Annotated in this window: 13 protein-coding genes; 8 read left to right on the top strand and 5 right to left on the bottom strand. The window is 72.1% G+C overall.

The window, feature by feature from the left end; all coding sequences use genetic code 11:
* Positions 1 to 43: 43 nt before the first annotated feature.
* The 3 genes from NQZ70_RS43950 to NQZ70_RS43940 all read right to left on the bottom strand — a co-directional run bounded on the left by NQZ70_RS43950 (position 44) and on the right by NQZ70_RS43940 (position 11,194).
* Entirely contained in the window at positions 44 to 2,065 is a 2,022-nt protein-coding gene (locus NQZ70_RS43950) for an ATP-binding protein (RefSeq protein ID WP_129579550.1), read from the bottom strand.
* Entirely contained in the window at positions 2,062 to 8,334 is a 6,273-nt protein-coding gene (locus tag NQZ70_RS43945) for an AAA family ATPase (protein ID WP_129579549.1), read from the bottom strand. Before NQZ70_RS43945 ends, NQZ70_RS43950 begins: the two co-directional genes overlap by 4 nt.
* Before the next feature lie 439 nt (positions 8,335 to 8,773).
* On the bottom strand, positions 8,774 to 11,194 hold the full coding sequence (locus tag NQZ70_RS43940) for a hypothetical protein (RefSeq protein WP_129579548.1): 2,421 nt from the start codon (positions 11,192 to 11,194) through the stop codon (positions 8,774 to 8,776).
* Positions 11,195 to 11,695: 501 nt separating this feature from the next.
* On the opposite strand from NQZ70_RS43940, the gene NQZ70_RS43935 reads away from it, so the two are divergent.
* The 7 genes from NQZ70_RS43935 (at position 11,696) to NQZ70_RS43905 (ending at position 23,137) form a co-directional block, all read left to right on the top strand.
* Positions 11,696 to 13,453, top strand: a complete 1,758-nt coding sequence (locus NQZ70_RS43935) for a protease pro-enzyme activation domain-containing protein (protein WP_129579547.1) — start codon at positions 11,696 to 11,698, stop codon at positions 13,451 to 13,453.
* A gap of 76 nt (positions 13,454 to 13,529) precedes the next feature.
* Positions 13,530 to 17,183: a poly-gamma-glutamate biosynthesis protein PgsC/CapC gene (locus NQZ70_RS43930; protein ID WP_129579546.1), complete on the top strand. Its 3,654-nt coding sequence runs from the start codon at positions 13,530 to 13,532 to the stop codon at positions 17,181 to 17,183.
* Entirely contained in the window at positions 17,180 to 19,906 is a 2,727-nt protein-coding gene (locus tag NQZ70_RS43925; protein ID WP_129579545.1) for a hypothetical protein, read from the top strand. The genes NQZ70_RS43930 and NQZ70_RS43925 overlap by 4 nt, the downstream gene beginning before the upstream one ends.
* Positions 19,907 to 20,012: 106 nt before the next feature.
* A complete protein-coding gene (locus NQZ70_RS43920) occupies positions 20,013 to 20,306 on the top strand; it encodes a hypothetical protein (RefSeq protein ID WP_129579544.1) in 294 nt (97 codons plus the stop codon).
* The gene (locus tag NQZ70_RS43915) at positions 20,290 to 20,700 is read left to right on the top strand and encodes a PIN domain-containing protein (protein ID WP_129579543.1); all 411 of its coding nucleotides are present in this window, start codon (positions 20,290 to 20,292) and stop codon (positions 20,698 to 20,700) included. Before NQZ70_RS43920 ends, NQZ70_RS43915 begins: the two co-directional genes overlap by 17 nt.
* A gap of 380 nt (positions 20,701 to 21,080) precedes the next feature.
* Positions 21,081 to 22,184 carry a PEGA domain-containing protein gene (locus tag NQZ70_RS43910; RefSeq protein WP_129579542.1) on the top strand — a complete coding sequence of 368 codons (1,104 nt, stop codon included), beginning with the start codon at positions 21,081 to 21,083 and terminating at the stop codon, positions 22,182 to 22,184.
* A 23-nt stretch (positions 22,185 to 22,207) separates the two neighbouring features.
* Positions 22,208 to 23,137 (top strand): SUMF1/EgtB/PvdO family nonheme iron enzyme, encoded by a 930-nt coding sequence (locus tag NQZ70_RS43905; protein WP_237244603.1) that lies wholly within the window; start codon positions 22,208 to 22,210, stop codon positions 23,135 to 23,137.
* Between the two features lie 124 nt (positions 23,138 to 23,261).
* Here the strand turns inward: NQZ70_RS43905 and NQZ70_RS43900 are convergent, their stop codons facing one another.
* A complete protein-coding gene (locus NQZ70_RS43900) occupies positions 23,262 to 23,918 on the bottom strand; it encodes an HNH endonuclease (protein ID WP_129579540.1) in 657 nt (218 codons plus the stop codon).
* A complete protein-coding gene (locus tag NQZ70_RS43895) occupies positions 23,915 to 25,156 on the bottom strand; it encodes an AAA family ATPase (protein WP_129579539.1) in 1,242 nt (413 codons plus the stop codon). Before NQZ70_RS43895 ends, NQZ70_RS43900 begins: the two co-directional genes overlap by 4 nt.
* Positions 25,157 to 25,677: 521 nt before the next feature.
* Between NQZ70_RS43895 and NQZ70_RS43890 the strand changes: the two genes are divergently transcribed.
* The gene (locus NQZ70_RS43890) at positions 25,678 to 26,595 is read left to right on the top strand and encodes a hypothetical protein (RefSeq protein ID WP_129579538.1); all 918 of its coding nucleotides are present in this window, start codon (positions 25,678 to 25,680) and stop codon (positions 26,593 to 26,595) included.
* Positions 26,596 to 26,607: the final 12 nt, after the last annotated feature.

Here is a 26,607-nt window from a genome sequence, read left to right as displayed (position 1 = left end):
GGGAGTAGCCCCGAAGCCGGTATGCTGGGGTGATCGGCTCCGGCTATGTATGATGGCTCCCTGCGCTCTCGGTCGAGAGCGGCAGCTCGACGCAGAAGGTCGAGCCCCGGCCGACCTCGCTCGATAGGCGGATTCGCCCGCCGTGCGCCTCGACGATGGTGCGCGCGATATAGAGGCCGAGCCCGAGCCCTCCGTAATGCCGCGACGAGACGCCGCGGCGAAATCGCTCGAAGAGCTGCTCCTGCACCTCAGCCGGGATCCCGATCCCATGGTCCGTCACCGAGAGCCGTGCGACCCGATCTTCCCCGGTGATGGCGATCTCGATCGGCGAGTGTTCCCCGAACTTGATGGCATTGGTGAGGAGGTTGGTCACGACCTGCTCCAGGCGGTACGGGTCCCACCAGCCGATGATCGGCTGCTCCGCGCGCATCGCGAGCGTGCTGCCCGACTGCACGAGCTGGTCGCCGAGATGGACGACGATCTCGGTGACCAGCTCGCGCAGATTGACGGGCGCCCTGTTCAGCTCGAGCCTCCCCGCCTGGATCCGGGAGACGTCGAGGAGCATATCGATGAGGGTGGCGAGGCGCTTGATCTGGCGGCTGGAGAGGGCGACCGCGGATCGCACGCGCTCGACGTCCATGCCCCGCGAGAGCCTTTGTTCCAGCGATTGAATGGAGAGCTGCAGGCTGGTGAGCGGGGTACGGAGCTCGTGCGAGGCGACGAGGAGGAACTCGTCCCGCAGACGGGTAGCCTCCTCCGCCGCCGCGCGCGTGCGCCGCTCCTCTAGCAGGAGCCGATCGCGCTGCTGTTCGGCGTGCACGCGCGCCGTCATGTCGCGGAAGCTCCAGACCCGCCCGACCACGCGCCCGCCGAGGCGTTGGGGCTGCGAATAACGCTCGAAGACCCGTCCGTCCAGAAGCGCGAACGTGTCGACGGCGCTCACCTCGGGCTCGGCACAGAGGTCATGGACGCTCTGCACGAAGAGCTCGGGCTCACGGAGCTGGCCGCAGGCGAACGCGAGGCACACGTCGGCCGATCCGTTGGCAAGGACGTCGTCGGGGATGCGCCACATCTGCGCGAGCCTGTGGTTATGGCGCACGACGCGCCTCGCGCTGTCGACGACCAGGATGCCGTCCGCCGTCGATTCGAGCGTAGCCTCGAGGAGTGAGTAGGAACGGCGCAGCACGTCCTCGGCGTGCTTGCGGCTCGTGATGTCGGTCGAGATACCGCAGACGCCTTCAGGTTCTCCGGCGGGGCCGCGGAGCGGGAACTTGATAGATATGTACGTGCGTACGCCGTCGCGCTGGGGGGCCGCCTCGTCGAGCTCCATGGTCCGATTCTGCTGCAGGACAAGCAAGTCGTTGGCCCGATACCCATCGGCCTGCTCGCGCGGGAAGAGGTCGTGGTCGGTCTTGCCGATGACCTGCTCGCGGCGCATGTGGAAGAGCTCTTCGAAGCCGCGGTTGACGAGCATGTAGCGGCCCTCGATGTCCTTCGCGAAGATGACGGCGGTCGTGTTGTCGACGATGGCCTGAAGCAGATGCTGGCTCTCGCGGAGAGCGGCGTTCGATCTGGCCAGCTCGGCCGTGCGTTCTCGTACCCGCTGTTCCAGCTCTTGATGGACGCGCCGCAGCTCCGCGTTCTTTTCTTCGAGCTCTTTTTGCGCCTCGCGCAGGCTCAGGTGCGTCGTGACCCGCGCTATCACCTCTCCAATCTCGAATGGTTTGGTGATGTAATCGACGCCCCCCGCCGTGAACCCCACGAGCTTGTCGGCCGCGTCGGTGAGGCAGGTCATGAAGATCACCGGGATGTATCGGGTGCCTTCAGCCGCTTTCAGGCGCCGGCACGTCTCGAAACCGTCGATGTCCGGCATCAGCACGTCCAGCAGGATCAGGTCGGGTCTCATGAGGCTGGCCCGCTCCAAGGCCTCTTCACCGTCCTGAGCGATGAGTATCTGATGACCCATGCGTTCCAGATGATCCACCAGCACGCCGAGGTTGGCTGGCGTGTCATCCACGATCAGGATCGTGCGGGGGCGAGCGCCGGGCGCTGTGGCTCTGCTCATGGTCGCTGGCCGCCCCCCATGCGCCGCCGCTTCGGCCCCAGCGTCGCGTTCGGCTCGACTCCATGCAGGTGCTCCTCCGCCAGGCGGCGGATCGCCTTGGACTGATAGCCCTGCGCCAGGCGATGCAGGCGGTCGGCGAAGGGGCGGTAGCGTTCGTCAAGGGTGGTCAGGTAGGCCGCTAGCTGTTGGATGTCGCGCATGTTGCCCTTCAGGGCCAGGGCGTGCAGGGCTTCCATCTGCTCGCGGGGCGGCATCACGAGCGCCGCGGCGTCCCCGTCCCCGGCTTGCTGCTCGGCTGGTCTGCTATAGATCCAGGTCAACCCGAGCTGGGCTCCGATGATCCGCAGCAGACCCTCCTGGTCGATCGGCTTGGTGAGGAAGGCGTCGGCGCCGGCGGCGACGCTCTCTGCCTGGTCCTCCTCGTTGGCGCTCGCGGAGACGACGATGAACGGCAGCCGCGCGAGCCCCCGAGCCTGGCGATTGCGACGAATGCAATGGATGGTCTCCAGGCCGCCCATCACCGGCATGACCAGATCCATCACCGCCAGATCCGGCGACGCCGCCATCTCCTGCTCGACGGCCTCCTGGCCGTTGGCCGCCTCGCAGACCATGAAGCCCAGGCCGCTCATCAGGTCCGAGAGCACCGCCCGATTGCCCACCACGTCGTCGGCGACCAGCACCTTCCGGCGCGGCCCCTCGTAACCGATGGGGGCCCGCTCGGAGGGCCGGAGGGGCGCCGCGAGCTCGGTCACCGGCAGCGTCACCTCGAACCAGAACCGGCTGCCCTCATCGGGCCGGCTCTCCACGTGGATCTCGCTGCCCATGAGGTGCACCAGCTGGCGGCTTATCATGAGCCCCAGGCCGGCACCCGCGCGGCGTCGCACATCGCCTACCCGCCCGAAGGGCTGGAAGAGCTTGGCCAGCTGCTCCGGCGTCATTCCGACGCCGGTATCCTCCACCTCGAAGCGCAGCCGCGCCGAGGCCCCGTCCAGGGAAAGAGGTCGCACCCCGAAGCGCACCCGCCCCCGGTCGGTGAATTTCACCGCATTGCCCAGCAGGTTGAGCAGCACCTGGCGCAGGCGCTTCTCGTCGGCCAGCACCGCCTGAGGCAGGTGGGGCGTGACCTCGTAGACGAAGTAAAGGCTCTTCTGCTCCGCCCTGACGCGGATGATGTCGGCGACGACCGTCAGGAAGGCCGAGAGGTGGATGGGCTCGGGGTAGAGCTCGATCTTGCCCGCCTCGATCTTGGCCAGGTCCAGAAGGTCGTTGATGAGGGTCAAGAGGTGCTGGCCGCTCTGCTGGATGGTATCCAGCCCCGTCGCCTCGCGGGCTTCGAGCCACGGGGAGCGCTTGAGGATCTGGGCGTAGCCGAGGATGGCGTTGAGCGGCGTGCGCAGCTCGTGGCTCATGTTCCTCAGGAACTCGGTCTTCGCCCGGCTCTCGGCTTCGGCCGTTTTGCGGGCCTGGCGCTCCGCCTCGGCCTGCTTGCGCTCGGTGATGTCGGTGGAAATTCCGCAGACGGCATAGGGCTGCCCCGCCGCGTTGCACAGGGGGTACTTGAGCGAGAGGTAGGTGTGCAGCCCATCGTCCTGGGGGACCTCGTCCTCGGCTTGCAGCGCCGTTCCGGTGGCCACCACCTCTTGGTCGACGGCGCGGAAGGCATCGGCCCGCTCCCTGGGGAAGACATCGTAGTCGGTCCGGCCGAGGATCGCCTGCTCACTGACGTGGAACTGCTCGGCGTAGCGCCGGTTGATCATCAGGTAGCGACCCTCGAGATCTTTGAGGTAGATGACCGCTGTCGAGTTGTCGATGATCGACTGCAGCAGCTCCTTGCTGTCCCGCACGGCCTGCTCCGCTCGCCGGCGCTCGCTGTTCTCCTGGAGCAGGTCGGCGTAGAGCGTGGCATTGGCGATCGATATGGCGGCCTGGGCCGAGAGCAGCTCCATCACCGAAAGCCGGTCCGGGGTGAACGCGCCGGCGACGAGGTCGTTTTCCAGGTAAAGCAGCCCCACGAGCTCCGCCTGCCGCCGGATGGGCAGGCAGAGGGCGGATTTGGGGTAACGATAGAAGTCGCCGCCGGCGATGATGGGACTCTGTGCCGTCCCGTCGTCCAGGATCACCTTCTCCCCGCTGCGCCTGACGTAGTTGAGCAGGGACGCCGGCAGATCCGAAGGGGAGGCTTCGGGCTCGTGAGGAATACGCACCTCGATCTGGGTCCCCTCCGCCCTCGCCTCGGCCGCCAAGAACAGGGCCTCGGCGCGGGCGAGGAGCAGGCAGCCCCGCCGCGCGCCGGCGTTCTTGACCAGGATGCGCATGAGCGCGTCGAGCAGGCGGTCGAGGACGATCTCGCCCGAGATGGCCTGGGAGGCCTTGAGCACCGAGCCTAGGTCGAGCGCGGTGGTGGCGGGCGCGTCGGCCTCCGGGCACGTCGCGCCGCGGAGGATCTCGCACGGGACGAGGTCGGGGTACGCGCGCTCGAGGCGCCGCATCGCCTCGGTCGCGCCCCATCGGCCGTAGGCCCCGTGCGCCTCGGTCAGGTAGGTGCGGGCGATGGTGGTCTTGCCGAGCGCGCGGAAGGAAAGGCCCGCAAGCTCGTTGGCGAGCGCCTCGTCGTGGACGTAGCCGCCGCGGTGCGCGAGGGCGATCGCCTCGTCGTAGCGCTCCCACGCCGCGCGCGCGTCGCCGCGGATGCGCTCGAGCTCGGCGCCGAGCAGGGCGCTGCGGTGCGCCATGTTCTCCGGGCAGAGGTCCGCCCAGCGCGAGAGTCGTTCAGCAAAGAGCTCCGCGCGGGCGAGGAAGAGCGCGCGCTCGTCCGGGGAGACCACGTCCGCCGCCCGCGTGAGCGCGACGCCGGCGTAGAAATGGCACGCGGGGATGCCGAGCCAGCCCGCCACGGTCGGGATCTCGACGTCTATCGAGAGCGCGGTGCGCGCCGCTTCCTCGAAGGCGCCCTGGAAGACGCCGAGGATCACGATGTATGTCTGGGCGGAGGGAGGCGAGACCACGTTGCCCATCCGGCGAGCCTTCTCGAGCACCTCGTCGATGTCGATCCACGCGCCCTTGAGCTTGGCCGGGTGCGCGGTCTCGACCGAGAGCTGGTGCGCGATCTGTACGACCGCATCGACCATCCAGGAGATGGCGTTGCCCCTGTCGAGTTTGCATATCGGCTGATAGCTCTGCGCCTCGGCGAGGAGGTCGGAGAGCGGGAGGCCGCGCAGGAGGCTGTTCATCACGGCGTTGACCGCGGTGTAGAACGCCCAGATGTACTGGCCCGTCTCGAGCCCGGTGTGCATCCCCGCGAGCAGCGACTTCTGGCAAGCGGGGTAACCCTCCCTCCAGTGCTGCACGTAGGAGCCCCACATGTTTCGGAGTATCGCTTCGGACTTCTTGTCCGGGTAGCGCTCCGAAAGGTTTATGGCGGCGCGGCCGAAGCGGTAGCCGAGCTCGATGTCGCCGCGGCCGCAGAGGAACGTTCCGAAGTTGATGCAGCCGAAGATCGCGTGCTTCGATAGCCCGTGGCGGAGCGTGTTCTCGACGAGCTTCGCGACCGTGATGCCGCGGTTGTTGGGGCTCAAGAACCCGCAGGGGAGGAAGAGCGCCTCGAGCACATCCTGCATGGCGCGGATCTCCGGGTCCGCGAGCGACGGCAGGTCTGGCAGCGCTTCGAGCGTCTTTTCCCGGACGAGAGCCATCGTCGCCCGGATTTGGGCGTCGACCATGGCTTCGTCGGGGGACAGGGGCAGGTCGAGCCCGAACGGGCGCAGGGCCGCGAGTCCCTCCGCGAGCGCAGCGGGCAGATCATTCTTGAGCACCTGCACGTTCATCTTGAGCCGCAACACCTCGGTGCGATCGAGCCGGCTCGCGGCCCGCTCCAGGCAGTCGGAGAGGACCGCGAGGGCATCGTCGTGCTGGCCCGAGAGCGAGAGCATGAGGCCCGTCTTCATCCCGTACTCGAGGCGGAGCGGGTACTGCGACGTCCAGGCGTCCTCCGGGAGGCGCAGGAGGCCGAGCTCCAGGTAGCGCAGGGCGGCGCCGAAGGCGGACGCGTCCTCGGCGCGGCAGGCGGCCTCGAGGCTCATGCGGGCGAGGGAAAAGCGCTCCGCGGGGGCCGACACGAGGTCGCCTGCGCTGTTCAGGTGGCCGACGACGTCGAAGAGGCTCTGGCTCTCGGAGAGATCCAGCTTGCCCGCGAGCAGCCGGCCGATCCGGAGGTGGAAGGCGGGCCGGTTCGCCTCCGGAATCATGGCGTAGGCGCCCTCCTGGACCTTGTCATGGGCGAAGCGGTAGCCCTCGCGCCCGGCGAGCACGAGCCCCTCGACGACGGCGGGATCGAGGCGGCCGTACACCTCTTCCGGCGAGCACTCGCTCACCGTGGCGAGCACGTCGAGATCGAACCGGTTGCCGATCGCCGCGGCGAGCTTGAGCGCCTCCACCGCCTCCGACGGCAGGCGCGCGATGGTGCGCACCATGAGATCGACGACGTTGTCCGTGTACGTGAGCGCGTCGATCCTGGCGAGGTCCCAGCGCCAGCCTGACCCGGCTGCGAACGTGAGCGCGCCGTCGTCGTGCAGCGACCGGACGAACTCCTTGACGAAGAACGGGTTGCCACCCGTCTTTTTCAGCACCGCGTCGGCGAGCGGCCCGCAGTCGTCGCGCTTGAGGCTGTCCGAGAGCATCTGGAGCAGGTGCCGGCGCGCGAGCGGGGCGAGGACGATGTCGCGCACGACGAGCCCCGCGTGCTTGAGTTCCTCGATGGCCCGGACGAGCGGGTGCCCGGGCGGCACCTCGTTGTCGCGGTAGGCGCCGCAGAAGAAGAGCGCCTCGAGCGAGTCGTCGGCGAGCAGCGCGCGGAGCAGCCCGAGGCTCGCGGGGTCGATCCACTGAAGGTCGTCGAGGAACAGGACGAGCGGGTGCGCGCCGCGCGCGAACACCGAGACGAACAGCAAGAAGCACCGGTTCAGGCGGTTCTGCGCCTCGAGCGGGTCGAGCGCCGGCACGGGCGGCTGCGCGCCGAGCACATGGCAGAGCGAGGGGATGACGTCGCAGACGACCTGCGCGTTCGGCCCGAGCGCCTCGAGGATCGCGCTCCGCCAGCGCTGGATGCGCGCCTCGCTCTCGGTGAGGATGTGCCGCACGAGGCCGTCGAACGCCTGGATCACCGCGCTGTAGGGCGCGTCGCGGTTGTACTGGTCGTACTTGCCGCTCGTGAAATAGCCTCTCTGCCGCGCGAGCGGCCGCAGGATCTCGTGCACGAGCGAGGACTTGCCGATGCCCGAGTAGCCGGAGACGAGGACGATCTCGCGGCTGCCCTCGAGCGCGCGCTCGAACGCGGCAGTCAGCGCCTCGACGTCCTGCTCGCGGCCGTAGAGCTTCTGGTGGATCCGGAACAGGTCCTGGCGATCGCGCTGGCCCGCGACGAATGGCTCGATCGTCCCCGTGCCGCACAGGGCCTCGCGGCAGCGCTCGAGGTCGGCGAGCAGGCCCTCGGCGCTCTGGTAACGGTCCTCGGCGTTCTTCGCGAGCAGCTTGAGCACGACGCCGGAGACGGCCTCGGGGATCGTCGGGTCGACGCGGCACGGCGGCGCGGGCGCGAGGGCGAGGTGCGCGTGGATGAGCTCCATCGGGTCCAGGGCCTCGAAGGGGCGCTGCCCCGTGAGCATCTGGTGAAGGATGACGCCGAGCGCATAAAGGTCCGTCCGGTAGTCGACGCCGCGGTTCATGCGGCCTGTCTGCTCGGGGGAGACGTAGGGCAGCACGTCGGCGATCACCGCCGGCGCGTAGAGCCGTTCGTGCGCGCGGGTGATCTCGGCGTCGACGCCGAAGCTCGTGATCTTGACCGCGCCGCACGCGCCGACGAGCACGTTGTGTGGGCGCAGATCGCCGTGGATGAGCCCCGCCGCGTGCACCGCGGCGAGGCCTTCGGCGAGCGCGGCCGCGAGCTCGATCGCTTCGCTGACCGGCATTGCGCGCGACGGGCGCGCGGCGAGGATCCGCGCGAGAGCGCGGCCCGGGAAGTCCTCGAGAACGACGAAGAGGGCGCCGGCGAGCTCCTCGACGCCGTGCAGCGCGACGAGGCGAGGCGAGGCGAGCTGCGCGATGCGCTCGCACTGGTGCTTGAAGCGCGCGACCTCGGCGCGAGCCGCCCTCTCCGCGCGCAGGATTTTCAGCAAGACAGGGACACCGTCGCCCTCGCGGCGCGCGCGGATCAAGCTGAAATCAGCGTGTTCCTCGATCCTCTCGAGGAGCGCGCAACCTCTTCTGACGATCATCGATCGCCTAACCTCGCTCGCCTGCCCGTGAAAGGTCGTGCATGCGACCAATCATATCTTCGAGGGGGGAGGTCTGGCACCGAGCAGCGCCGCCAGGGCGTTGGCAACGCCCACGCTCGCTGGCCCGCTAACACCATGGCGAACCAGGTTCAGGTGCAGTCGCCGAACGGGGCGGCCCCTGCGGGAGATCGAGTCCGTCGAATCGACTCAGGACGAAGGAGGGCAGCGCAATGTATGCCCGAGCTGCCGTGTGGCGTACCGATGCGCAGTCTGCAGGACCAGGCCGACCAGGGGCGTTCCGAGGGCGAGCCGCCGGTCGACCTCGTGAATCGGGTCGTTCCGGGGCTCGATGGGCCCAGCCGGCGAGATCAGGACGCCGTGGCGGCCGGGGACCCGCATCCGGGGCCGCCCCTGCGCGCTCGTCCCCCGCTCCTCGGCGCTACTTCGGGCTCGCCCTCCCGATCGCGATCACGTTCTGCTGCGCCGCCGGCTTGCCGCTCTCCTGCACGGCCGCGCCGACGCGCGGGTGCGCCCTGAGGAGCGTCACCGTCAGCGTGATGCCCCAGCCGTCGTTCGTCTTCAGCTCCGCCTGCCCGTGGCTGTCCTCCACGGCCAGGATGAGCCGGCCGAGCGGCTCGAGCCCGGCCGGCGCCGCGCCGGGCGCGGTCAGCACGCGCTGGAGCGCCGACTCCGGCAGCCCCAGGCCGAAGCCGACGTCCAGGATCGACAGCTGCACGCCCTGCGGCGCCTCGCGCACCGACACCACCGGGCCGTGCCCAGGGAGCCCGCGGCTCGCGACGTCGACCAGGAACGCCTCGAGCGCCTGCGCGAGCTCGCCCCGGTGCCCGAGCGCGTGCGTCGCGCCGCGGATCGGCTCGAGCCGCACCGCGCGGCCGGTCGCGCGGCCGGCGCTCGCGACCGCGTCGACCACGACGTCGGCGAGCTGGAAGGCGCAGAGCGGATCCGTCGCGTCGCGCGCCGCGAGCGGCCGCACGTTCCCGGACACGGGGGCCGGCTGCTTCACCGGGATCAGCGCGGCGACGTAGCCCGCGATCCACGAGGAGCCGTCGGACTCGCGGCGCAGCGGGCGCACCGAGAGCACCGCGGGCTCGGGCGCGCTGACGCTGAGCTCGATGCCCTCGTCGCTCGCCATCACGCTGGAGAGCGACACCTCCGCGCTGCCCGCCGACGTGGCGCCGAGGACGTCGCCCAGCGTGAGCGAGCCGGGCGGGAGCGCCGCGCTCGCGCTCTCCGGGGGCAGCGCGACGTCGCGCGCGCGCAGCCACCTCGCGAACTCCGGCGCGAGGAAGCGGACGTCGCCGAAGGCGTCGGCGTACAGGAGCCCGACCGGCGCGCTCCGCAGCATCGACCCGAAGAGCTGGAGATCGTCGAGCGCGACGCGCGCGCCCTCGACCAGATCGTCCGCCGGCGCGTGGCCGGCCCGCCCCTCGCCCGCGCCGCCCTCCGCGATCGCGGTGCGCGCGAGGCGCTTCCGGCGCAGGAGGAGCGCGAGCTCGCGGCCGACGTGCTCGGCCCGCTCCGGCTCGCGCGAGTACGTCGACTCCGCGACCGGGCCGCAGAAGAAGGCGTAGCCCTCGATCTCGCCGAACGCGATGAGCGGGACCACGACCGCCGGCATGTCCTGCTTCGTCAGGAAGCGGCGCGCCAGGCGGATCGCCGGCACGCCCTGCTCGCTGCTGTACGGCGGGCGGCGCACGTCGTGGCGGCGCTCCGCGACGAGGCTCTCGCCGCCCGGCCGATCGTTCCAGAACTTGAGGTGCCAGCTGCCCGGCGGCAGCTCCGCGACGAGCACGAGATCCGCCGGGTGCGCCTGCTCCGCGAGGCGCGCGACGCGCGGCCAGAACTCCTCGTCCGGCAGCGTGTGGACCCCCTGCATGCGGAACAGCGCGGCCCGCTGGATGAGCTCCGCGGCGCGATCGACCGAGCGCTGGACGGCGAGCCCGCGCAGGATCATCACGCCCGCGAACGCGACCGCGAGGCCGAACAGGGTGCTCGGCAGCGGCAGCAGGCTCGCCTCGGCCCGCGCGGCGAGCGCGCCCTGGCCCGCGGCGAGCGCGAACACGGCGAGGAACAGCGCGGCCGTCGCGACCAGGCTGCCGTGGCGGCGGCGCGCGAGCCCCACGAGCCCGCCCGCCGCCAGCACGAACAGCGCCGGCACCCAGGCCGGGGCCGAGGCGCGCCGGCCGCCGTCGAGCAGGCCGCCGAGCACCGCGGCGACGCCCTTCGCCGGCGGCAGCGCCGACGTCGCGACCGCCTGCGGCGGGACGCCCCCCGCGCCGACCGCGACCACCGCGACGCGGCCCTCGAGCGCGGCCACCGGGACCTGGCCGTCCGCGAGATCGCGGAGGCTGACCGCGGGGACGCTCTGCGGCGCCTTCTTGATCACCCACGGCGCCGCGGTGACGCCGAGCGCGCCGAGCTCGGCCGCGCGCTCCTCGGCGCCCAGCGAGAAGAAGCCGACGACCTCGCCCGCGCTCACGCGGAGGAGCCCCGGCGGCAGCCGGACCACGGGCGCGGCCCCCGCGCCGCGGCCCGCGGCGTCGCCGCCGCAGAACGCGTCCGCCGGGGGGACCAGCAGCGCGCCGCGCGCGCGCCCGCGCTCGAGCAGCCCGGGGAGCGAGCGCTCGCAGAGCCCGCCGCGCAGCGCCTCGGGCGAGGCCGTGACCAGCAGCACCTGCGCGGAGGGCGCGGCGTCGGCGAGCGCCGAGGCGGCGAGGCCGCGCGCCACGTAGTCGAACCGCTCGAGCGGCGCCACGGCGGCGATCAGCGCGCCGGCGGCGATCGAGAGCACATCGGGCCTGAGCCACGCGAAGCGCGCCGCCTCCGACTGCGAGGTCATCGGACGCGGGATGCGAAAGGGCTTGGGGATCCGCGGACGGTAGGTCTTCGCCATACTCGCTGAAGAACGCAGCGCGAAAGGGGGCGACGGACGCCCGGGCAGCCCGAGCGTCGCATCGTGGTCGCATCGATACAATTGTCTACCGAGGTCCGCTGCGCCAAATGCATCTGCGGTTCGAGAAGCAGGCCGCCCCCTAGGGCGCGCCGGGGCGCCCCGCGCGCGGCGCGCTCCGGCCGATGCGCGGCGCGGCGCTCCGACCGCGCCGCCGCGCCGCGGCGCAGCGGCGGATCTGTTCGAGACGAGGTGCGATGTGGTGCTCCGCACCCCCCGCCGAGGCGCGTTGTGTTGCGGGCGGCGCCCGTGTGATGCGACGTCGGCGCGCGCTGTCGATTGGGCTGGATCGGCCTGTCGGAAGGGGCTTGAATCGCTCTGGGTATGCGCCGCACTTCACCCTCTCTCCGGGCCGCTCCTGTCCTCGGGTTGTTCGTTCTTGCAAGCAGCGTGGCCTTCTCGGCCTCGAGCTGTGGCTGCGAGTCGGACGTGCAGGTCTTCAATTCATCGGGCGGCGGCGGCGCGGGCGGCGCGGGCGGCGCGGCCGGGAGCGGCGGGGTCGAGGCCGGGAGCGGCGGCGGGGGCGCGGCGGAGGGCGGAGGCGGGGCCGGCGGCGAGGGCGGGGTCGCGCTGCCGGACGAGCTGCCCGACTTCACCGAGGAAGAGCTCGAGCCGACCGAGGCCACGGACGGCATCCCGGCCCCGCTGCCGGGCGTGTACACGGACAAGGGCACGGCCGGCGGCGACGAGATCGTCCGCGCGCTGATGGGCTTCCCGATCCGCAACGCGGGGCTCCTCGACAAGGCGATCGAGGAGATCTACGACCCAGCGAGCCCGCGGTTCCGCCAGTACTTCACCCCGGAGGCGCTCATCGCGGCGCACGCGCCGCGGGAGCTCGACGTGCACCTCGTGAAGCTCTGGCTCGAGGAGCAGGGGCTCACGGTGAACTTCACGGCCACGAACCGGCTGCTGATCCAGTTCACCGGCACGGTGGCGCAGTTCAACGAGGCCTTCAAGACCGAGCTCCGGGTCTTCGAGCGCGAGAACCCGCAGGCGGGCAATCCCCCGTTCGACGTCTACGGCTCCCTCGGCGAGCTCACCGTGCCGACGTGGGTGTCCGATCGCACGACCGGCATCATCACGGCGGATCTCGCGGCGAGCACCAGGACGCTGCCGGCCGAGGGCGGCAGCATCCAGCCGGACCCGCCGGACGGCCTCGACGCGGGGATGACCCTCGCGCAGATCGCGGCCGCGTACGATCTCGACGACCTCTACGAGCTCGGCTTCCGGGGCCAGGGCGTGAAGCTCGGGGTCACGGTCGGCGCCACCTTCAAGTTCAGGGATCTCCAGTCGTTCTGGCGGGCGCTCGGCGTGCAGCGGTCGAACCCGCAGGTCGTCGTGACGATGGAGCCGATCGCGACGCGCTACCTGGAGTCGACGCTCGACGTCCAGTGGTCGGGGGGCCTCGCGCCCGAGGCGGAGCTCGTGGTGTACCAGGGGCCCGACGCGCGCAACACGTCGATGGTCTACACGTTCAACGAGGCGATCGCGCGCGGCGAGGTGTCGGTCATCACCGACTCGTTCGCCCACCGCGAGGACTCCGAGCCGCCGGCCGTGCGGCTCCAGTACCACAACGCGGCGCGCATGGCGGCGGCGCTCGGGATCACGGTCGTCGCGGCGACCGGCGACTCGGCGCAGACCGACACGCCCTCGGCGAGCCCGTACGTGACCGGGGTCGGCGGGACGTCGCTCTGGCTGACCAGGAACGGCGAGGTCGAGAGCGAGGTCGCCTGGCCCCGCTCCGGCTCCGGCCCGACGCTCTCGTTCCCGATCCCCTCGTGGCAGGTCGGGGTCGTGGAGGGCTCCGGCGGCAAGCGCGCGGTCGCCGACGTCGCCATGCACGCCGCGCTCTCGCCGGCCCCGTACTGGGTCTACTACCTCGGCGAGTGGCAGCGCTACGGCGGGACGTCGTTCTCCGCGCCGACGTTCGCGGGGCTCATCGCCGTGGTGAACAGCTACCGCGAGGCGCAGGGGCTGCCGCGCGTCGGGTTCCTCAACTCGATCCTCTACACGACCCCCGAAGTGCAGGCGACGTTCCGCGATATCGTGAGCGGCGAGACGGAGTTCTTTGCCGCGGGGCCCGGCTGGGACTACCCGACGGGCTGGGGCGCGCCGAGCGCGATCGGCCTCGCCACCACGCTCCCGTAGCGGCGCTCCCCGCCCGACCGGGCGGCGCCGCGCGAAGGCCCGACCCGCCCGCCGCCGCCGCCCCGCCGCCCGCCGCATGCTCTCCAACCTGCCGCTCTTCCCCCCGAACGGGCTCGATCGGAGCCTCCACACCGCGGTCCTGATCGGGCTCGTCTTCGGGACGTTCTTCACCGAGACGCTCGGCTGGACGTACGCGGGGCTCGTCGTGCCCGGCTACCTGGCGACGGTGTTCTTCGCGGCGCCGGTCACCGCGGTGTTCATCATCGCGGAGTCGGTCGTGACGTACCTGTTCGTCGCGCTGATCGGCCGCTGGATCACCCGGACGGGCGCGTGGTCGACGGCGTTCGGGCGCGAGCGGTTCTACCTGTTCATCGTCGGCGCGGTGATCGTGCGGCTCTTCGTCGAGGGCTTCGTCGTGCCCGAGGTCTCGGCGCGCTACGACTTCGTGCACTCGCGGGAGCTCTACAGCATCGGGCTCGTGCTCGTGCCGCTCATCGCGAACGCCTTCTGGAACAGCGGCCTCGTGCGCGCGGCGCCGCGGCTCGCGGTCGTCACGGCGCTGACGACGCTCGTGCTCGGCGTGCTGCTCCGGACGACGAACCTCTCGGTCTCGCGCTTCCAGGTCCTCAACGAGAGCCTGTCGCTCGAGTTCCTCGAGCTGCCGAAGGCCCACATCATCCTGGTCATCGGCGCGCTGCTCGGCGCCCGCAACAACGTCCGCTACGGGTGGGACTACAACGGCATCCTCGTGCCCGGCCTGCTCGCCGTCGCCTGGTACGAGCCGACGAAGCTGCTCACGACGACGATCGAGGCGCTCGCCGTCTACTACCTCTCGCGCTGGATCACCTCGGTCCGCCCCTTCTCCCGGATGCTGCTCGTGGGGCCGAGGCGCATGATCTTCGTGTACGTGCTCGGCTTCATCGTGAAGATGGCGATCGGCTTCGCCATGGTGCGGTTCGCGCCGGGGCTGCAGATGATCGACTACTTCGGGTTCGGCTACCTGCTGCCGAGCCTGCTCGCCGTGAAGATGTGGAACAAGGAGCACGTCGGCATCGTGATCATGCCGACGATCCAGGTGTCGCTCACGGCGTTCCTGGTCGGCAACGGGGTCGGCTACGCGCTCGTCGCGCTCGGCTGGGGCAGCGCGCCGCCGCCGCCCGCGGCCGAGGCGCGGCCGCCGCCGCGCGTCGAGAGCGCCGCGCTGTCGCTCGTCCTGGCCGACACGACGCCGCGCCCCGGCCCGCGCCCGAGGGCGGCCGCGATCGCCGCCGACATCGAGTCGCGGCGGGTCGCGCACCGGCTCGCGCGCAGCGTGCTGCACGACGGCCGGCCGGCGGACGAGATCCTCGGCGTGGCGGAGCGCGCGCGGCTCTTCGTCGGGCGCGCGGGCGACGGCGAGCGGCCGTGGTACGTCCTCGGCGCCCGGTTCGACGATCCGGAGGACGCGTCGAGCGCGCCGCGGGCGGCGATCCGGAGGCGCGCCGGCCGGGGCCCGGGGGCGCCGGAGTGGCTGGTGCTGGCGGCGCCCGCGGAGGTCGGCTCGGCGCTGCCGGCGGTGGCGCTCCGGGTCGCGGAGCTGCTCGACGCCTCGGGGGTCGTGCTGCTGTCGCGCCACGGCGCGATCCGGCGGCACGACGAGGCGTTCGCGGCCTCGATGATCGAGGCGCTGGAGAGCCCGCAGGTGCTGCTCGTCGAGCCGGGCGGCGGCGACGGGCCGGAGCTCAGCGTGGTGGGCACGCCGGCGGGGCTGCCGGTGGTGTCGATCGGCGACGGGCTCGGCGCCGAGACGGCGATGACGTTCCGCCCGGCGGCCGAGCAGCCCACGCTCCTCGCCGACGCGCCGCGCCTGCGGGTGCCGCGCCACGTCGCCGAGGCGGTCGGCGCGCGCATGCTCGGCGCGCCGGAGGTCGTGCGCTGGAGCGGGACGCTCGAGGAGGAGCTCTCGAAGCGGATGGTGTCCCTGACGGAGGTCCAGCCGGGCCGGTTCCGCCCGCCGTCGATCGAGGAGCTGCGGCTGTTCGACAGCGTCGTGGCGCCGCGGCTGATCGCGGCGGCGACGCGTCCCGGCGGCGCCGCCGGCGCGCCGCCGTCGACCGCGTGGGAGCGGGCGATCCTCGGGCACCTCGGCTTCCGCGAGGTGCGCATCGGCGGGACCGACGCCGCGCCCGCGGCGTGGGGCATCGCCGAGCCCGGGCCGGAGGAGGGCGGCCCGGAGCGCCGCGGGAACCCGGCGTGGCTCGTGCTCGCGAAGGCGCCCGCGCCGGCGCCGCCGGCCGCGCGCGGGGGGGACCCCGCCGGCCCTGCGCCGTCGATCGGCGGCATCCTGCCGGTGTCGCCCTCGCCGCAGGCGGTGAGGACGCCGCTCACGGGCGCGATGCTGGTCGAGGTGCCCGCGCCGCGCTGGCAGATCGGGGCGTTCGGCGCGGGGCTCGCGCTCGCCGAGGCGCTCTCGGCGCAGTCGCTGCTGCTCGCGGGGGCGGTGCCCACGGCGGAGCCGAGCGGGGCCGCCGACGTGCGGCGCGCCGAGGGGCTGCGCAGCTTCTTCCAGCGGGCGCACGAGGTCTGGGTCGGGGACGGCGGCAACGCGCTGTCGGTCCAGGCGATCGAGGCGGACCGGAGCTACGAGCGCGACGCGGTGATCTCGTTCGGGTACGAGGTCGTGCGGCCGGAGCACGTGCCCACGTTCGCGGGGCCGCTCCTGGAGACGCTGCGCGATCTGGAGCTGCGCGTGGGGCTCTTCGACGGCACGCGCGAGCAGGTGCCGTTCAGCGGCGCGACGGACATGGCGATGGCCTACGCGAAGCGGTTCGCCGAGGGGCGGTTCGCGATCGTGTACCTGGGCAGCGCGATCCGTCGCTTCTTCGAGCTCCGGCGCTTCGCGGCGCCGGGGCAGGGGGAGACGCGCCTCGAGGCGCGGCTCACGCGCCTCGGCGTGGCGCCCGTGCCGCTCGACGTGGCCGCGCGCGCGCAGGCGCTCGCGACGTGCGCGGGGAGCTCGGGCGCGGGCGCGAGCGGGGACGAAGCGTGCCCGACCCGGGGCGTGACCGAGGGGTGCGATCTCTCCGCGGCGATGGAGAACTTCCGTCGCTACGCGACCGAGCGAAATCCGTATTACCTGAGGGCGCATTTCTCGGCGCTGGCGGCTGGGCCGGGGGGCGGGGCCGGGCCAGCCGGGCACGCCGCGCAAGGGAATGCGCCGGCGCTGGCGCCGCAGGGCGCGGCGGCGCGTGGCGTTGCGGCGGCGGCGGCGCGGGGCGTGGCGGCGGTGGCGGGGCGGGGCGGGGCGGCGGCGCGGCCCGGGGCAGCGGCGGCGCGGGCCGGAGCGGCGGCGCCGCCGCGGGTCGAGGCGCGGTGCCATGTGGAGCTCGGGCGCGACGTGATCACGGGGCGCCCGTGGGTCATCGCGGCCCGGCCGGGCGAGGCGCAGCTCCTGCCGATCGACGGCGCGCTCGTCGCGGTCCCGGGCGCCGCCGTGCCTGGCGGCGTGCGGCTGCGGCGCGCGGTCACCATCGGCACGAGCGCGCTCCGGATCGAGGCGGGCTCGCCGGGCGGTGCGGCTCCGGGGGCGCCCGGGACCGGGGCGCCGACGCCAGCGTCCGGGTCGTCGACGCCGGCGTCCGGGTCGTCGGCGCCGGCGTCCGGGTCGTCGGCGCCGGCGTCCGGGTCGTCGGCGCCGGCGTCCGGATCGTCGACGCCCGGCGCGGCCCCGCAGCAGGAGGCGACCCCGTGAGCGCCCCGGCGAAGCTCCGCGAACCGGCGAGCCACACCGCGCCCGCGCCGCCGCGCCCCGCGCGGCCGCCGCTCCGGGCGCGCTCGGCGACCGGGGGCTTCCGCGCGCACGTGGGCGCGCCGCGCAAGGCGCTGAACCCGCGCTGGCTCATCGCGATGGCGCTGCTCGGGGTGACGGCGTTCGCGCTCTCGATGCTGCCGGGCGCGCCGCCGCTGGGCACCTCGCTGCCGGCCGAGGACGAGATCCTCGCCTACCACATCGAGCCGGAGCGCGACCTCGCGATCAAGATCCCGGCCGAGATCGACGCGGTCGAGGTGACGACCTGGGCGGCCGTGAAGGCCGATATCTGCGACTCGGCGAGGCGCTATCCCTACGGGTTCGTCGCGGCGTTCGTGAACGAGCGGGGCAAGGAGGTCGCGCGGCACGTGTACGACCTGGAGAGCCGGGTCAGCTGCGATCCCGACCGCCCGCTCGGCGAGGGCGAGTACGCGGCGCGGCTCGCGAGCGGCGCGGGCGCGGTGACGGATCCGCGCTCGACGCTGCTCATCACGCACGACGTGCTCCCGCAGGGCGGGCAGGTGAGGCTCCGGGCGAAGCCCGCCGTGGACACCGACGGCAGGCCGCTCGACCTCACGATCCTGTCGCGGCTGGAGGGGCGCTACCAGCGCAGCGAGGCGTCGCGCGCGGTCTACGAGCAGAGCCTCGACGCCGAGGAGCGGCGGCAGATGGGGCGCCGGGTGTCGGCGCTCGGCTTCGCCGACTTGCCCGAGCCGTCGCGGAAGGAGCTGCTCCGGGGCTGGGCGCGGCGGCTCGAGGCCGGGGGCCGCGAGGGCATCGATTACGAGATGTCGCGGCTGCTCTTGCGGCGGTTCCGGATGCCGTTCCCGCGCGCCGAGGGCCGCGGCGCGTCCGAGTTCGTGGTCGGCGAGCGCCACGCGGCGGCGCTGAATTTCCGCGGCCCGCTGTCGCTCGACATCGAGGGCCCGCCGGGCCGCACCGTGCGCGTCGCGGACGGCGCGAGCGCGCCCGCGAGCGTCGAGCTCGGCCCGCTCGGGCGGGCGACGGTGCGGCTGTCGCGGGAGGACATCCGGACGGTGGTGATCGACGGGGTCGGCCCGGATTTCGGCGTGCGGTTCGGCGCGCCGGAGGCGCAGGCGATGCAGCAGATCGGCGAGATCGTGCACCCGGCGATGCCCCCGCCCGCGGTCGCGGCGGCTCCTCTCGCGGCGGCGGAGGCTCCTTCTGCGGCCGCGCCGGAGCCGGCGACGGAGGCCCCCGGCGCGGCGCAGGCCGCGCCGCTGCGGCTCCAGACGCCCCCGGACGTGCGCCTGGTGCGCTACCTGGAGCTGGATCCGGGCGATCCCGTCATCGCGCGGATGGCGCCCGGGCAGGAGCTCCTCGGGCTCTTGATCCGGACCGAGATCGAGGCGAGCGGCGGCGCGAACCAGGGGGACGCGACGGTGGTGGCGCGGTGGGGGCCGGGGCCGACCGAGCGCGCGGAGCTCAAGGTGACGCTCCCGCGCTCGCGCTTCGAGTGGTGGAACGACGGGTTCGACGCGTCCGAGCCGCGGCTCGCGATCCTCCGGCCGCCGGAGGGGGTCGAGCGCATCGAGATCACGGGGGACGCGAGGACGCACGTGCGGCTGCGCGCGATCGAGCCTGGCGTGAACGAGACGCTTTACCGGCTGCCTTACCGGGTCACGCTGGCCGAGGACGAGACGTGGCGCTACGCGCCGTTCGACGTGAGCACGTGGACCGACGTCCGCGCGGTGAACCTCGACGAGCTGGAGCGGAAGGAGCGCTTCTCGGATCTGCGCGAGCAGGTGCGGATCGAGCGGTCGGGGGAGGGCGCGAAGTCGGACGCGGATCGCCCGGAGCGGATCCTGCTCCCGGAGCATGCGCCGGTGCGTCGGCGGCTGTTGATGCCGGCGTGGCAGTCGGCGGGGGAGCCGTCGCCGGGCGACGCGTGGACGCCGCTGCTCGTGGCGAAGGATGTGCGCGTGGACGGCGCGGGGGCGCGGGCGGGCCGGCTGTCGGTCATCTACCGGGCGGCGCGCGCGTCGCTGGGCAAGGAGGTCGCGGTGCGCGTGGACGGCGAGGTGGCGCTGAGGGAGCCGATCGTGGCGCTGTCGGGCGCGCTGCGCGTGGCGGCGCCTGCGGGCACGCGGCGGGTCGAGATCGAGGGGCTCGGCGACGCTGGGGTGGCGTACACGGACGCGCCGCCGGCGACCGGCGGGGCGATCGTGCGCCGGCGCGACGTGTTCGAGCTGACGCGGGCGCGGCCGATGACGTACCGGTTCAAGCAGGGGGCGGGCGAGACGCTGCACCTCGTGCTGTTCGTGGTGACGCCCGGGGAGAACGCGGACTACCGCATCCGCTACCGGATCGAGGGGGCGAAGCCTGGGTCGCGGGAGGCGGCGTTCTTCCGGCGGGTGACGATCCCGGACGGCGTGCTGGCGGGTCGGGGCGGGGATCTGACGCGGGCGACGCTGTGGGAGGCGGCGACGGAGGAGCGCGGCAAGGACGGGGTGGGGCGCGGGGTGATCCGGCTGGGGGACGATCTCGCGCCGGGGGAGCGGGTGGTGCGGCTGTCGCTGCTCGGGCCGCAGGTGGGCGACGCGGGTGAGCCGGCGAAGGCGGTGTGGGTCGGGGCGGTGCTGGTCGGGCAGCGGGCGCCGGGGCGGGACAACGGGCCGCGGCTCTGGGTGGAGGACGATCCGTGAAGAGGGCGCGGGTGGAGCGGGGGCCTGCGGGCGCGGGGGAGCGCGCCAGGGTAGGCTTCCGGTGGCCTGGAGCAGGAGCAGAAGGCAACGCGAACGAGGGGCCGACATGAACGTTGACGACGTGTACGAGCAGCACGTGCGCGGACTTCCGTTGGCCGACCGCCTGCGGCTGGCCGAGCGCATCGTGGCGCAAGCGGCGCTGGAGGCGCAGGGGAGCAGCCACGCTGCCGGAGCGAGCGCAGGGGGCGAGACGCTCGGCAGCAGATTGCGCGCCATCCGGGCGCGGATCGAGCGCTCGGGGGAGCCGTTGCTCGACGAGGCCGGCATCCGCCAGGAGCTCGCCGAGCGCCGGGGTGGCGTCGCGGCGCTGGAGCTGGGAGACGATGCGCACCTTCGTTGATGCGGGGGTCTTGATCGTCGCGGCGCGAGGCACGGGCAAGCATGCAGAGCGCGCGCTCTCGGTCCTCGACGATCCAAGGCGAGAGTTCGTCGCCAGTGCGTTGTTGAAGCTGGAGGTGCTGCCGAAGCCGCTCTACTTCCGCCGCGCGGAAGAGGTCGAATTCTATGAGACCTTCTTCTCCGCGGTCCGCGCCTGGGCACCGCTTTCGGCCGAGCTCTCGGCGCAGGCGTTCGCTGTAGCCTCGCGGCATGGCCTGGCTGGGATGGATGTATTGCATGTCGCGGCGGCGCTCACGCTCGGCGCGGAGGAGATGGTCACAACGGAGCGCGAAACCAGCCCGTTGTTTCGCGCGCAGGGCCTGGTCGTCACCAGCATTTTCGCCGATCGGTCCTGACCGTCGAGCCGGCGACCAGCGGCGGAGACGTCGTGGCGGTAGAGGCCGTTTTGCGCCTCGTGGATGTGGCCGTGGAGCCCGAGGCGGAAGTCGGCGCCGGCGAGTCGCTCCAGGAAGCCGTGGTCCTTGATGCGGTCCTCGAACGCGTTGTTCACCGGGTGATGCCAGACGGCGATCTTGAGCCAGTCGCGCGTTTCAACGCCGCTCCGGATCCGGTCGAGCGCGTGGCTCAACGCCTGCGGGTGGACGGCGGGGCACCGCAGGGGGCTCTTCGCGTCGAGCGACGCCTCGCTGGATCACTGCCAGGTTGGTCGTCCCTCAGGTTTTGTTGTAGGGTCTCCCCGCGCGGCCGCGGGGTCGCCGCAGCGGAACGAGCACACATGGCGGAAACGACAACGCGCCCGCTCGGGAAAGGCCACCTCGAGGCGCCGAGGTTCCAGATCGCCGACACCCGCCGTGGCGCGGGGCTCGCGCCGGGCAGGAGGGCTGTCGTCGGGCTCGCGTCGGCCGCGGCGGTCGCGCTCTGCGGCGCGGCGGCGCGCGCGCAGGAGCCGGCGCGCGACCCGGTGGCCGCCGAGGCGCTCTTCAAGGCCGCGCGCGCGCTGGTCGACAAGGGCGATTACGCGGCGGGATGCCCGAAGTTCGAGGCGAGCCTCGCGCTCAACCCCTCGGCGAGCACCATGATCAACATCGCGCGATGCCACGAGCACGACGGCAAGCTCGCGACCGCGTGGCACGATTACAATCGAGCCCTGGTCCTGAACCGCGAGACGGCGGGGGAGCAGCGGCGGCGGAGCCTCGAGCAGATCGCGCAGAAGGAGATCGCGGCCCTCGAGCCGCGCGTGCCGAAGCTCCGCATCGTGGTCGAGGGCGCGCCCGCGGGCGTCGAGGTGCAGCGCGATGGCACGGCGCTCCCGGCGGCCGCGCTTGGCGAGCCGCTGCCGATCGATCCAGGCCCGCACGAGATCCGCGCGAGCGCCCCCGGACACGAGACGGAGACCCGCGCGATCACGATCGCGGAGGGCCAGACGGAGACGGTCGAGCTCACGCTGCGGCCGGCGGCCGCCGCCGGGGCCGGGGCCGCGGCGGCGCCGGCGAAGGCGGAAGAGGCGCCGGGCGGCGGCGGCGTCCCGGCGTGGGCGTGGGTGTCGGGGGCGGCCGGCATTGCGCTCGTGGGCGCGTCGGTCGGGTTCCTGATCGACGATCTGTCGGCGATCGGCGCATTGCGCGACAACTGCCGCGAGGTCCCGGGCGGGACGTACTGCAACCCCGGCTATGACTTCGCGGCCGACAATGCGCGCAAGAACCGCGATGTCGGCCTGTTCGTCGGCCTCGGCGGCGCGGGGCTCGTCGCCCTGGGGGTGGCGGTGTACGGGATCGTCGCGGCGGGCGGCGAGAGGGAGCCGGCGCGGGCGCAGGGCGCCGTCGCGCTGCCGTGGATCGCGCCGTCCGGCGCGGGCGCCAGCATCTCCGGGAGCTTCTGATGCGCACAGGGGAGAGCGTGCGAATGCATGGGTCGAGGGCTCTCGTCGGAATCGCGATCTCGATGGTCGCCGGGGGCGCGTGCATCCCTGACGTGGAGCCCGACGTCTTTGTTTTGCCGCGCTGCGACCAGGTCGCGCCGAGCTGCGGACCGGAGGCCAAGGAGAGCTGCTGTGCGGAGGGCGAGGTGATGGGCGGCCAGTTCAACCGCCTGAACGACGCGAGCTATCCGGCCACGGTGGCCGATTTCCACCTCGATCGCTTCGAGGTGACGGTGGGGCGGTTCCGGCAGTTCGTCGAGGGATATCCGGCGACGAAGCCGAAGGCGGGCGCGGGCGCGCACCCGCTCATCGAGGGCAGCGGCTGGGATCCGGCGTGGGACGCGGGCTTGCCCGCGGGCAAGGACGAGCTGCGGGCCTCGCTGCAATGTGATTCAAACTTCCGGACGTGGACCGACGAGCCCACGGGCAACGAGGCGGCGCCCATCAACTGCGTGAGCTGGTATCTCGCGTTCGCGTTCTGCGCCTGGGACGAGGGCCGGCTGCCCACGGAGGCGGAGTGGAACTACGCCGCCGTCGGGGGAAACCAGCACCGCGCGTATCCGTGGGGCGACGAGGCCCCGAGCGGGGAGCTGGCCGTGTACGGCTGCGAGACCACGACGACGGTGTGCCCGATCCCGCCCGTCGGCTCGAAGTCCCCGGCGGGCGACGGGGCGTGGGGTCAGGCCGACCTTTCGGGGAGCCTGTTCGAGTGGGTCCTCGACTACCACGCCGATCTCGCGCTGACCGGGAGCTGCGTCAACTGCGCGGCCCTGAGCGACGGAGGCTTCGGGAGGGGCTCCCGCGGAGGGGCGTTCTCCCACGGCGAGGAGACGCTCAGCCCGACGTACCGCATCGGCGAGCTGCCGGAGAGGACGCTGTCCTTTTACGGTATGCGCTGCGCGCGGGACGAGTAGCCAGCTGACGGCGTCACGGCGCAGCCGCGCGCCTCGATACGTCTCCCTGGCGCGCCTCCCCGCGTTGCGCGGTGCGCACCTGAGCGGTGGAGGGCCGTCGCATCGGAGATCTCGATGGGATGGCTCAGAGACCGTGACGCTCGAGGTACACCTGGAACATGAGCGAGAAGGGAAAATCTGGCTGGCAAAAGCTCCGTAGCAGCGCCTTCTCGCTTTCGTTCATGTTCTTCCGGTTATCGGCGATCTGGGCATCCTTGATGCGTACCAGCGCTTCGTTGAACAGCTGAAGCTGCTTCAATCGCTTGTGGTCCAGATCCTTCCGGTCGAGCCGGTATTTCTTGATCGTCGCAAGTCCCTGTGCCGAGCCTTCTCGAGCTCGAATGAGCTCCTTCTCGAACATCAGGTGGGCGGAAGGCTGAGCGTCAGGGGCGCAAGGGTCCAGGCAGTCGGCCACGGGGATGGCCCTGTGGGGCTGCTTTTGGTGATTGCACTCCCAGCAGGCGAGGTAGAGGTTTGCCCACGTGAACGCGCGCGTCGGATCTTCGGCGACGTCGATGTAGTGATCGACCTCGCGCCGCGTCTGCTTCGTGCTCTGCTCGCAGTAGAAGCACTTGTGATGGCTCATCGCCTCCAGGGTGGAGACGATGTCGGGGTGTGCATACTGCTTGGAGCTGGGCCGCTTCTGTGGATCTTTTCCGCGCTGCTCCAGGAACGCGGTGCGCCAGCGATCTTCATTTCGAGCGAGCACATGAGGCGCCGGCAGCCGCTTGATCGGGATCATTCCCCCTCTCCGCGCAGCGACTGCAATCGCTCTTCAATGTCGATGTACGAGAAGTACTCGGGGTTCCTGTCCTTGAGCTGCTTCTCGATCTCCTTTCGGCGGACGGAGTCCCCCGCCTCGAAGGCGGCCTTCCGTTCTTCGAGCAGGCGCGAGATCTCCTCGCCGAACGGCTGTGTGCCATCGAATGCGGGGGAAAGCAGGATCTCCTCCACCGGCTTGTTCGCGTACAGATCTGTGGCGTCGTCGACCACGCAGGTCTTCCGCTCCCGATCGTAGCGGCAGACGAACACCCGCGCGCCCGGGACCGAGCCGACGATGAAAGGCGAGTGCGTCGTGGCGATGATCTGAAGATTCGGGAAGATGCCGAGCACGTCGCGCAGAAAGCGCTTCTGCCAGCGAGGATGCAGGTGGTTCTCGGCCTCGTCGATGAGCAGCAGCCCAGGGGTGTTGCAAAGCTCGGAGGCGTCCGTCTCGCGCAAGACGTGCACGGCGTACATCTTGCCCAGCAATCCGATCATGTGCTGGATGAGGTACGCGTTGCCGCTGCTGAGGTTGGAGAGCGGCACGAGCTGGCCGCTCTGACGCACCATCGGCATGAACGCGCGCCGGTCCACGTGGCTCAGCTCCCCGTCGAGCACGCTGAGCTCGATGATGCGGCGTATGGTCTCGTAGAGGACCTCACCGTCCCGGCGGTCGCGGGGATCGTCGCTGCCCCGGAGGTAATCGAAGGCGCAGACGAGCTCGGTCACCGCGGCGTTGCGCTGAATGCCTTTCAGAGCATTGTTCAAAAAGCTCTTTGGCGCAGGTCGCGCGAGTTGGCTGATCGTGTAAGCATCTGCAGGAAGCGAAGAGCGCCAGAAATCCACCACCCAGCTGGGACACTGCTGGCCTCCTTCGACTTCGACAGGAAGACGATATATCTTCGAATTGTGTGGGAGAAAGTCGAACGCCCCTTGTGAATACTGTTTTTGTCGCGAGAGCAGCCTTTCTCGTTGTCCGTCGATGAACAGGGTTGCTTCTATCTGGAATGGCGTTCCGTTCCGCCAGATTGCGCGCTCGAGGCCTCCGTAGTATTCGCCGAACAGTCCCCGAATTGCATCGAGCAGGATCGTTTTCCCGGTCCCGTTTTCGCCAGTGATGATCGCTACCGGTACCGGATCGTCGTGCGCTGACAGGAACTCCAGGCGCGCCTCGTCGAACGGACCGATGTTCTGGATGGACAGATCGAGCAGTCGCATGGGAGACCCATGCGCACCCTAGCACCCCTGCCGGTACATCGGACAGGGCCAGCAGGCAGCCCGGCCGCCCCATCCTCCGTGGCTGAGATCGCCGGACGGACGCGCCTGTGGCAGTTGAGGATCAGGGGCATCGGCGAACCGACCGCTGCCAGCATGGGGGGCGGTCGAACCGGTCGCCGGTGCGTGGTATCGATGCCGGAAGGGCGGTCGGACCGGCCGCCGGTGCGTGGTATCGATGCCGGAAGGGCGGTCGGACCGCTCGCGGGCGCATGGTATCGATGCCGGAAGGGCGGTCGGACCGCTCGCGGGCGCGTGGTATCGATGCCGGCAAGGCGGTCGAACCGCTCCCCGACGTCTGGATCGATGTCGGAAGGGCGGTCGGACCGGTCCGCCGAGGCCGTTCGCGGTCCAGGAGGGCGGTCGGACCGGCCGAGAGTGCCCCTGCGCCTCGCGGCAGACCGCTGCCGCAGCCGGCCGCCGAAACGGTGATGCATCCTCGTGCATGCCCGGAATCCACGGGCATGCGACCCAAGTATCCCATTCAGCCTCCCGAGATCCTGTCCTGCCCCACGGCGCCGGCACAGCCCCCGCCGCTCGCCCCGGCCCAGGGCAATCCCATCCCCGCGCCGGCCACGGCGCCTCCGCCTCCCCCGGACACCGCCGCCCCGGACCTCCCCACGGCGCGCTCCGACCCGCGCGGGCCGTTCCGCGCCGCGCAGGTCCGCCCAGGCGACCCGTACGAGCTGTCGCACGGCCACCCCGTCTTCTGCCTGCCCAGCGGCGGGCGCGCCTCGAGCGCCCACCTGCTCGGCGGCGCGGTCGTCGCCTGGGATCCCGCCGTCCGGGAGGCCGGCATCGGCACCGGCTACAGCCCTGCACCCGAGCTGCTCCGCGCGCCGCACGTGGCCGTGGGCAACGTGCCCGATACCCCGGGGTGGGCGCCGGGCGCGCCGGCGCTGGCCATCGCGTACGCCGACCTCGGCGAGGACGAGGCGCGCCTCACGCAGAAGATCCACGACCTCCTGGCCGCCGGGACCCGCTGGGTCTGGGTCGTCCGCCTCGAAGCACCGCGCCACGTCGAGGTGCACGCGCCCGGCGCGCCGCCGCGGCGCGCGCTCCCGGGAGAGCTGCTGCTCGCGCCCGGCGTGCTGCAGAACCCGATCGAGGTCGAGGCGCTCTACGATCGGGCCGCGGCGCAGCAGGCCGCCCTCGCCAACCTGCTGCAGCGCGAGGGCCACGCGAGCCTCTCGTCGCTCCGCGAAAGATGCCTCCGCGAGGGCCGCAAGGACGGGCTCCAGCAGTCCGTACGGGACGTCTGCGAGGTGCTCGGCATCGCGCTGTCGCCCGACGACGAGGCGTCGCTCCTCGAGCTCGACGCGGCGGCGCTCGCGGCGCTGCTGGAGCGCCTGAAGCGCGAGCGGCGCTGGCCCCTGCCGTAGGCCGCCGAGCGC

Source organism: Sorangium sp. So ce836, assembly GCF_028553905.1.
Classification (GTDB): Bacteria; Myxococcota_A; Polyangia; order Polyangiales; family Polyangiaceae; genus Sorangium; species Sorangium cellulosum_D.
Note: the sequence above shows the minus strand (reverse complement) of the source record. Positions and strands in the feature narration are given on the sequence as shown.

Bases quoted from the DNA above. Each gene is read 5' to 3' on its own strand.
- NQZ70_RS43950 (WP_129579550.1), bottom strand. From the start codon at position 2,065: ATGAGCAGAGCCACAGCGCCCGGCGCTCGCCCCCGCACGATCCTGATC.
- NQZ70_RS43945 (WP_129579549.1), bottom strand. From the start codon at position 8,334: ATGATCGTCAGAAGAGGTTGCGCGCTCCTCGAGAGGATCGAGGAACAC.
- NQZ70_RS43940 (WP_129579548.1), bottom strand. From the start codon at position 11,194: ATGACCTCGCAGTCGGAGGCGGCGCGCTTCGCGTGGCTCAGGCCCGAT.
- NQZ70_RS43930 (WP_129579546.1), top strand. From the start codon at position 13,530: ATGCTCTCCAACCTGCCGCTCTTCCCCCCGAACGGGCTCGATCGGAGC.
- NQZ70_RS43920 (WP_129579544.1), top strand. From the start codon at position 20,013: ATGAACGTTGACGACGTGTACGAGCAGCACGTGCGCGGACTTCCGTTG.
- NQZ70_RS43915 (WP_129579543.1), top strand. From the start codon at position 20,290: ATGCGCACCTTCGTTGATGCGGGGGTCTTGATCGTCGCGGCGCGAGGC.
- NQZ70_RS43910 (WP_129579542.1), top strand. From the start codon at position 21,081: ATGGCGGAAACGACAACGCGCCCGCTCGGGAAAGGCCACCTCGAGGCG.
- NQZ70_RS43905 (WP_237244603.1), top strand. From the start codon at position 22,208: ATGCATGGGTCGAGGGCTCTCGTCGGAATCGCGATCTCGATGGTCGCC.
- NQZ70_RS43900 (WP_129579540.1), bottom strand. From the start codon at position 23,918: ATGATCCCGATCAAGCGGCTGCCGGCGCCTCATGTGCTCGCTCGAAAT.
- NQZ70_RS43895 (WP_129579539.1), bottom strand. From the start codon at position 25,156: ATGCGACTGCTCGATCTGTCCATCCAGAACATCGGTCCGTTCGACGAG.
- NQZ70_RS43890 (WP_129579538.1), top strand. From the start codon at position 25,678: ATGCGACCCAAGTATCCCATTCAGCCTCCCGAGATCCTGTCCTGCCCC.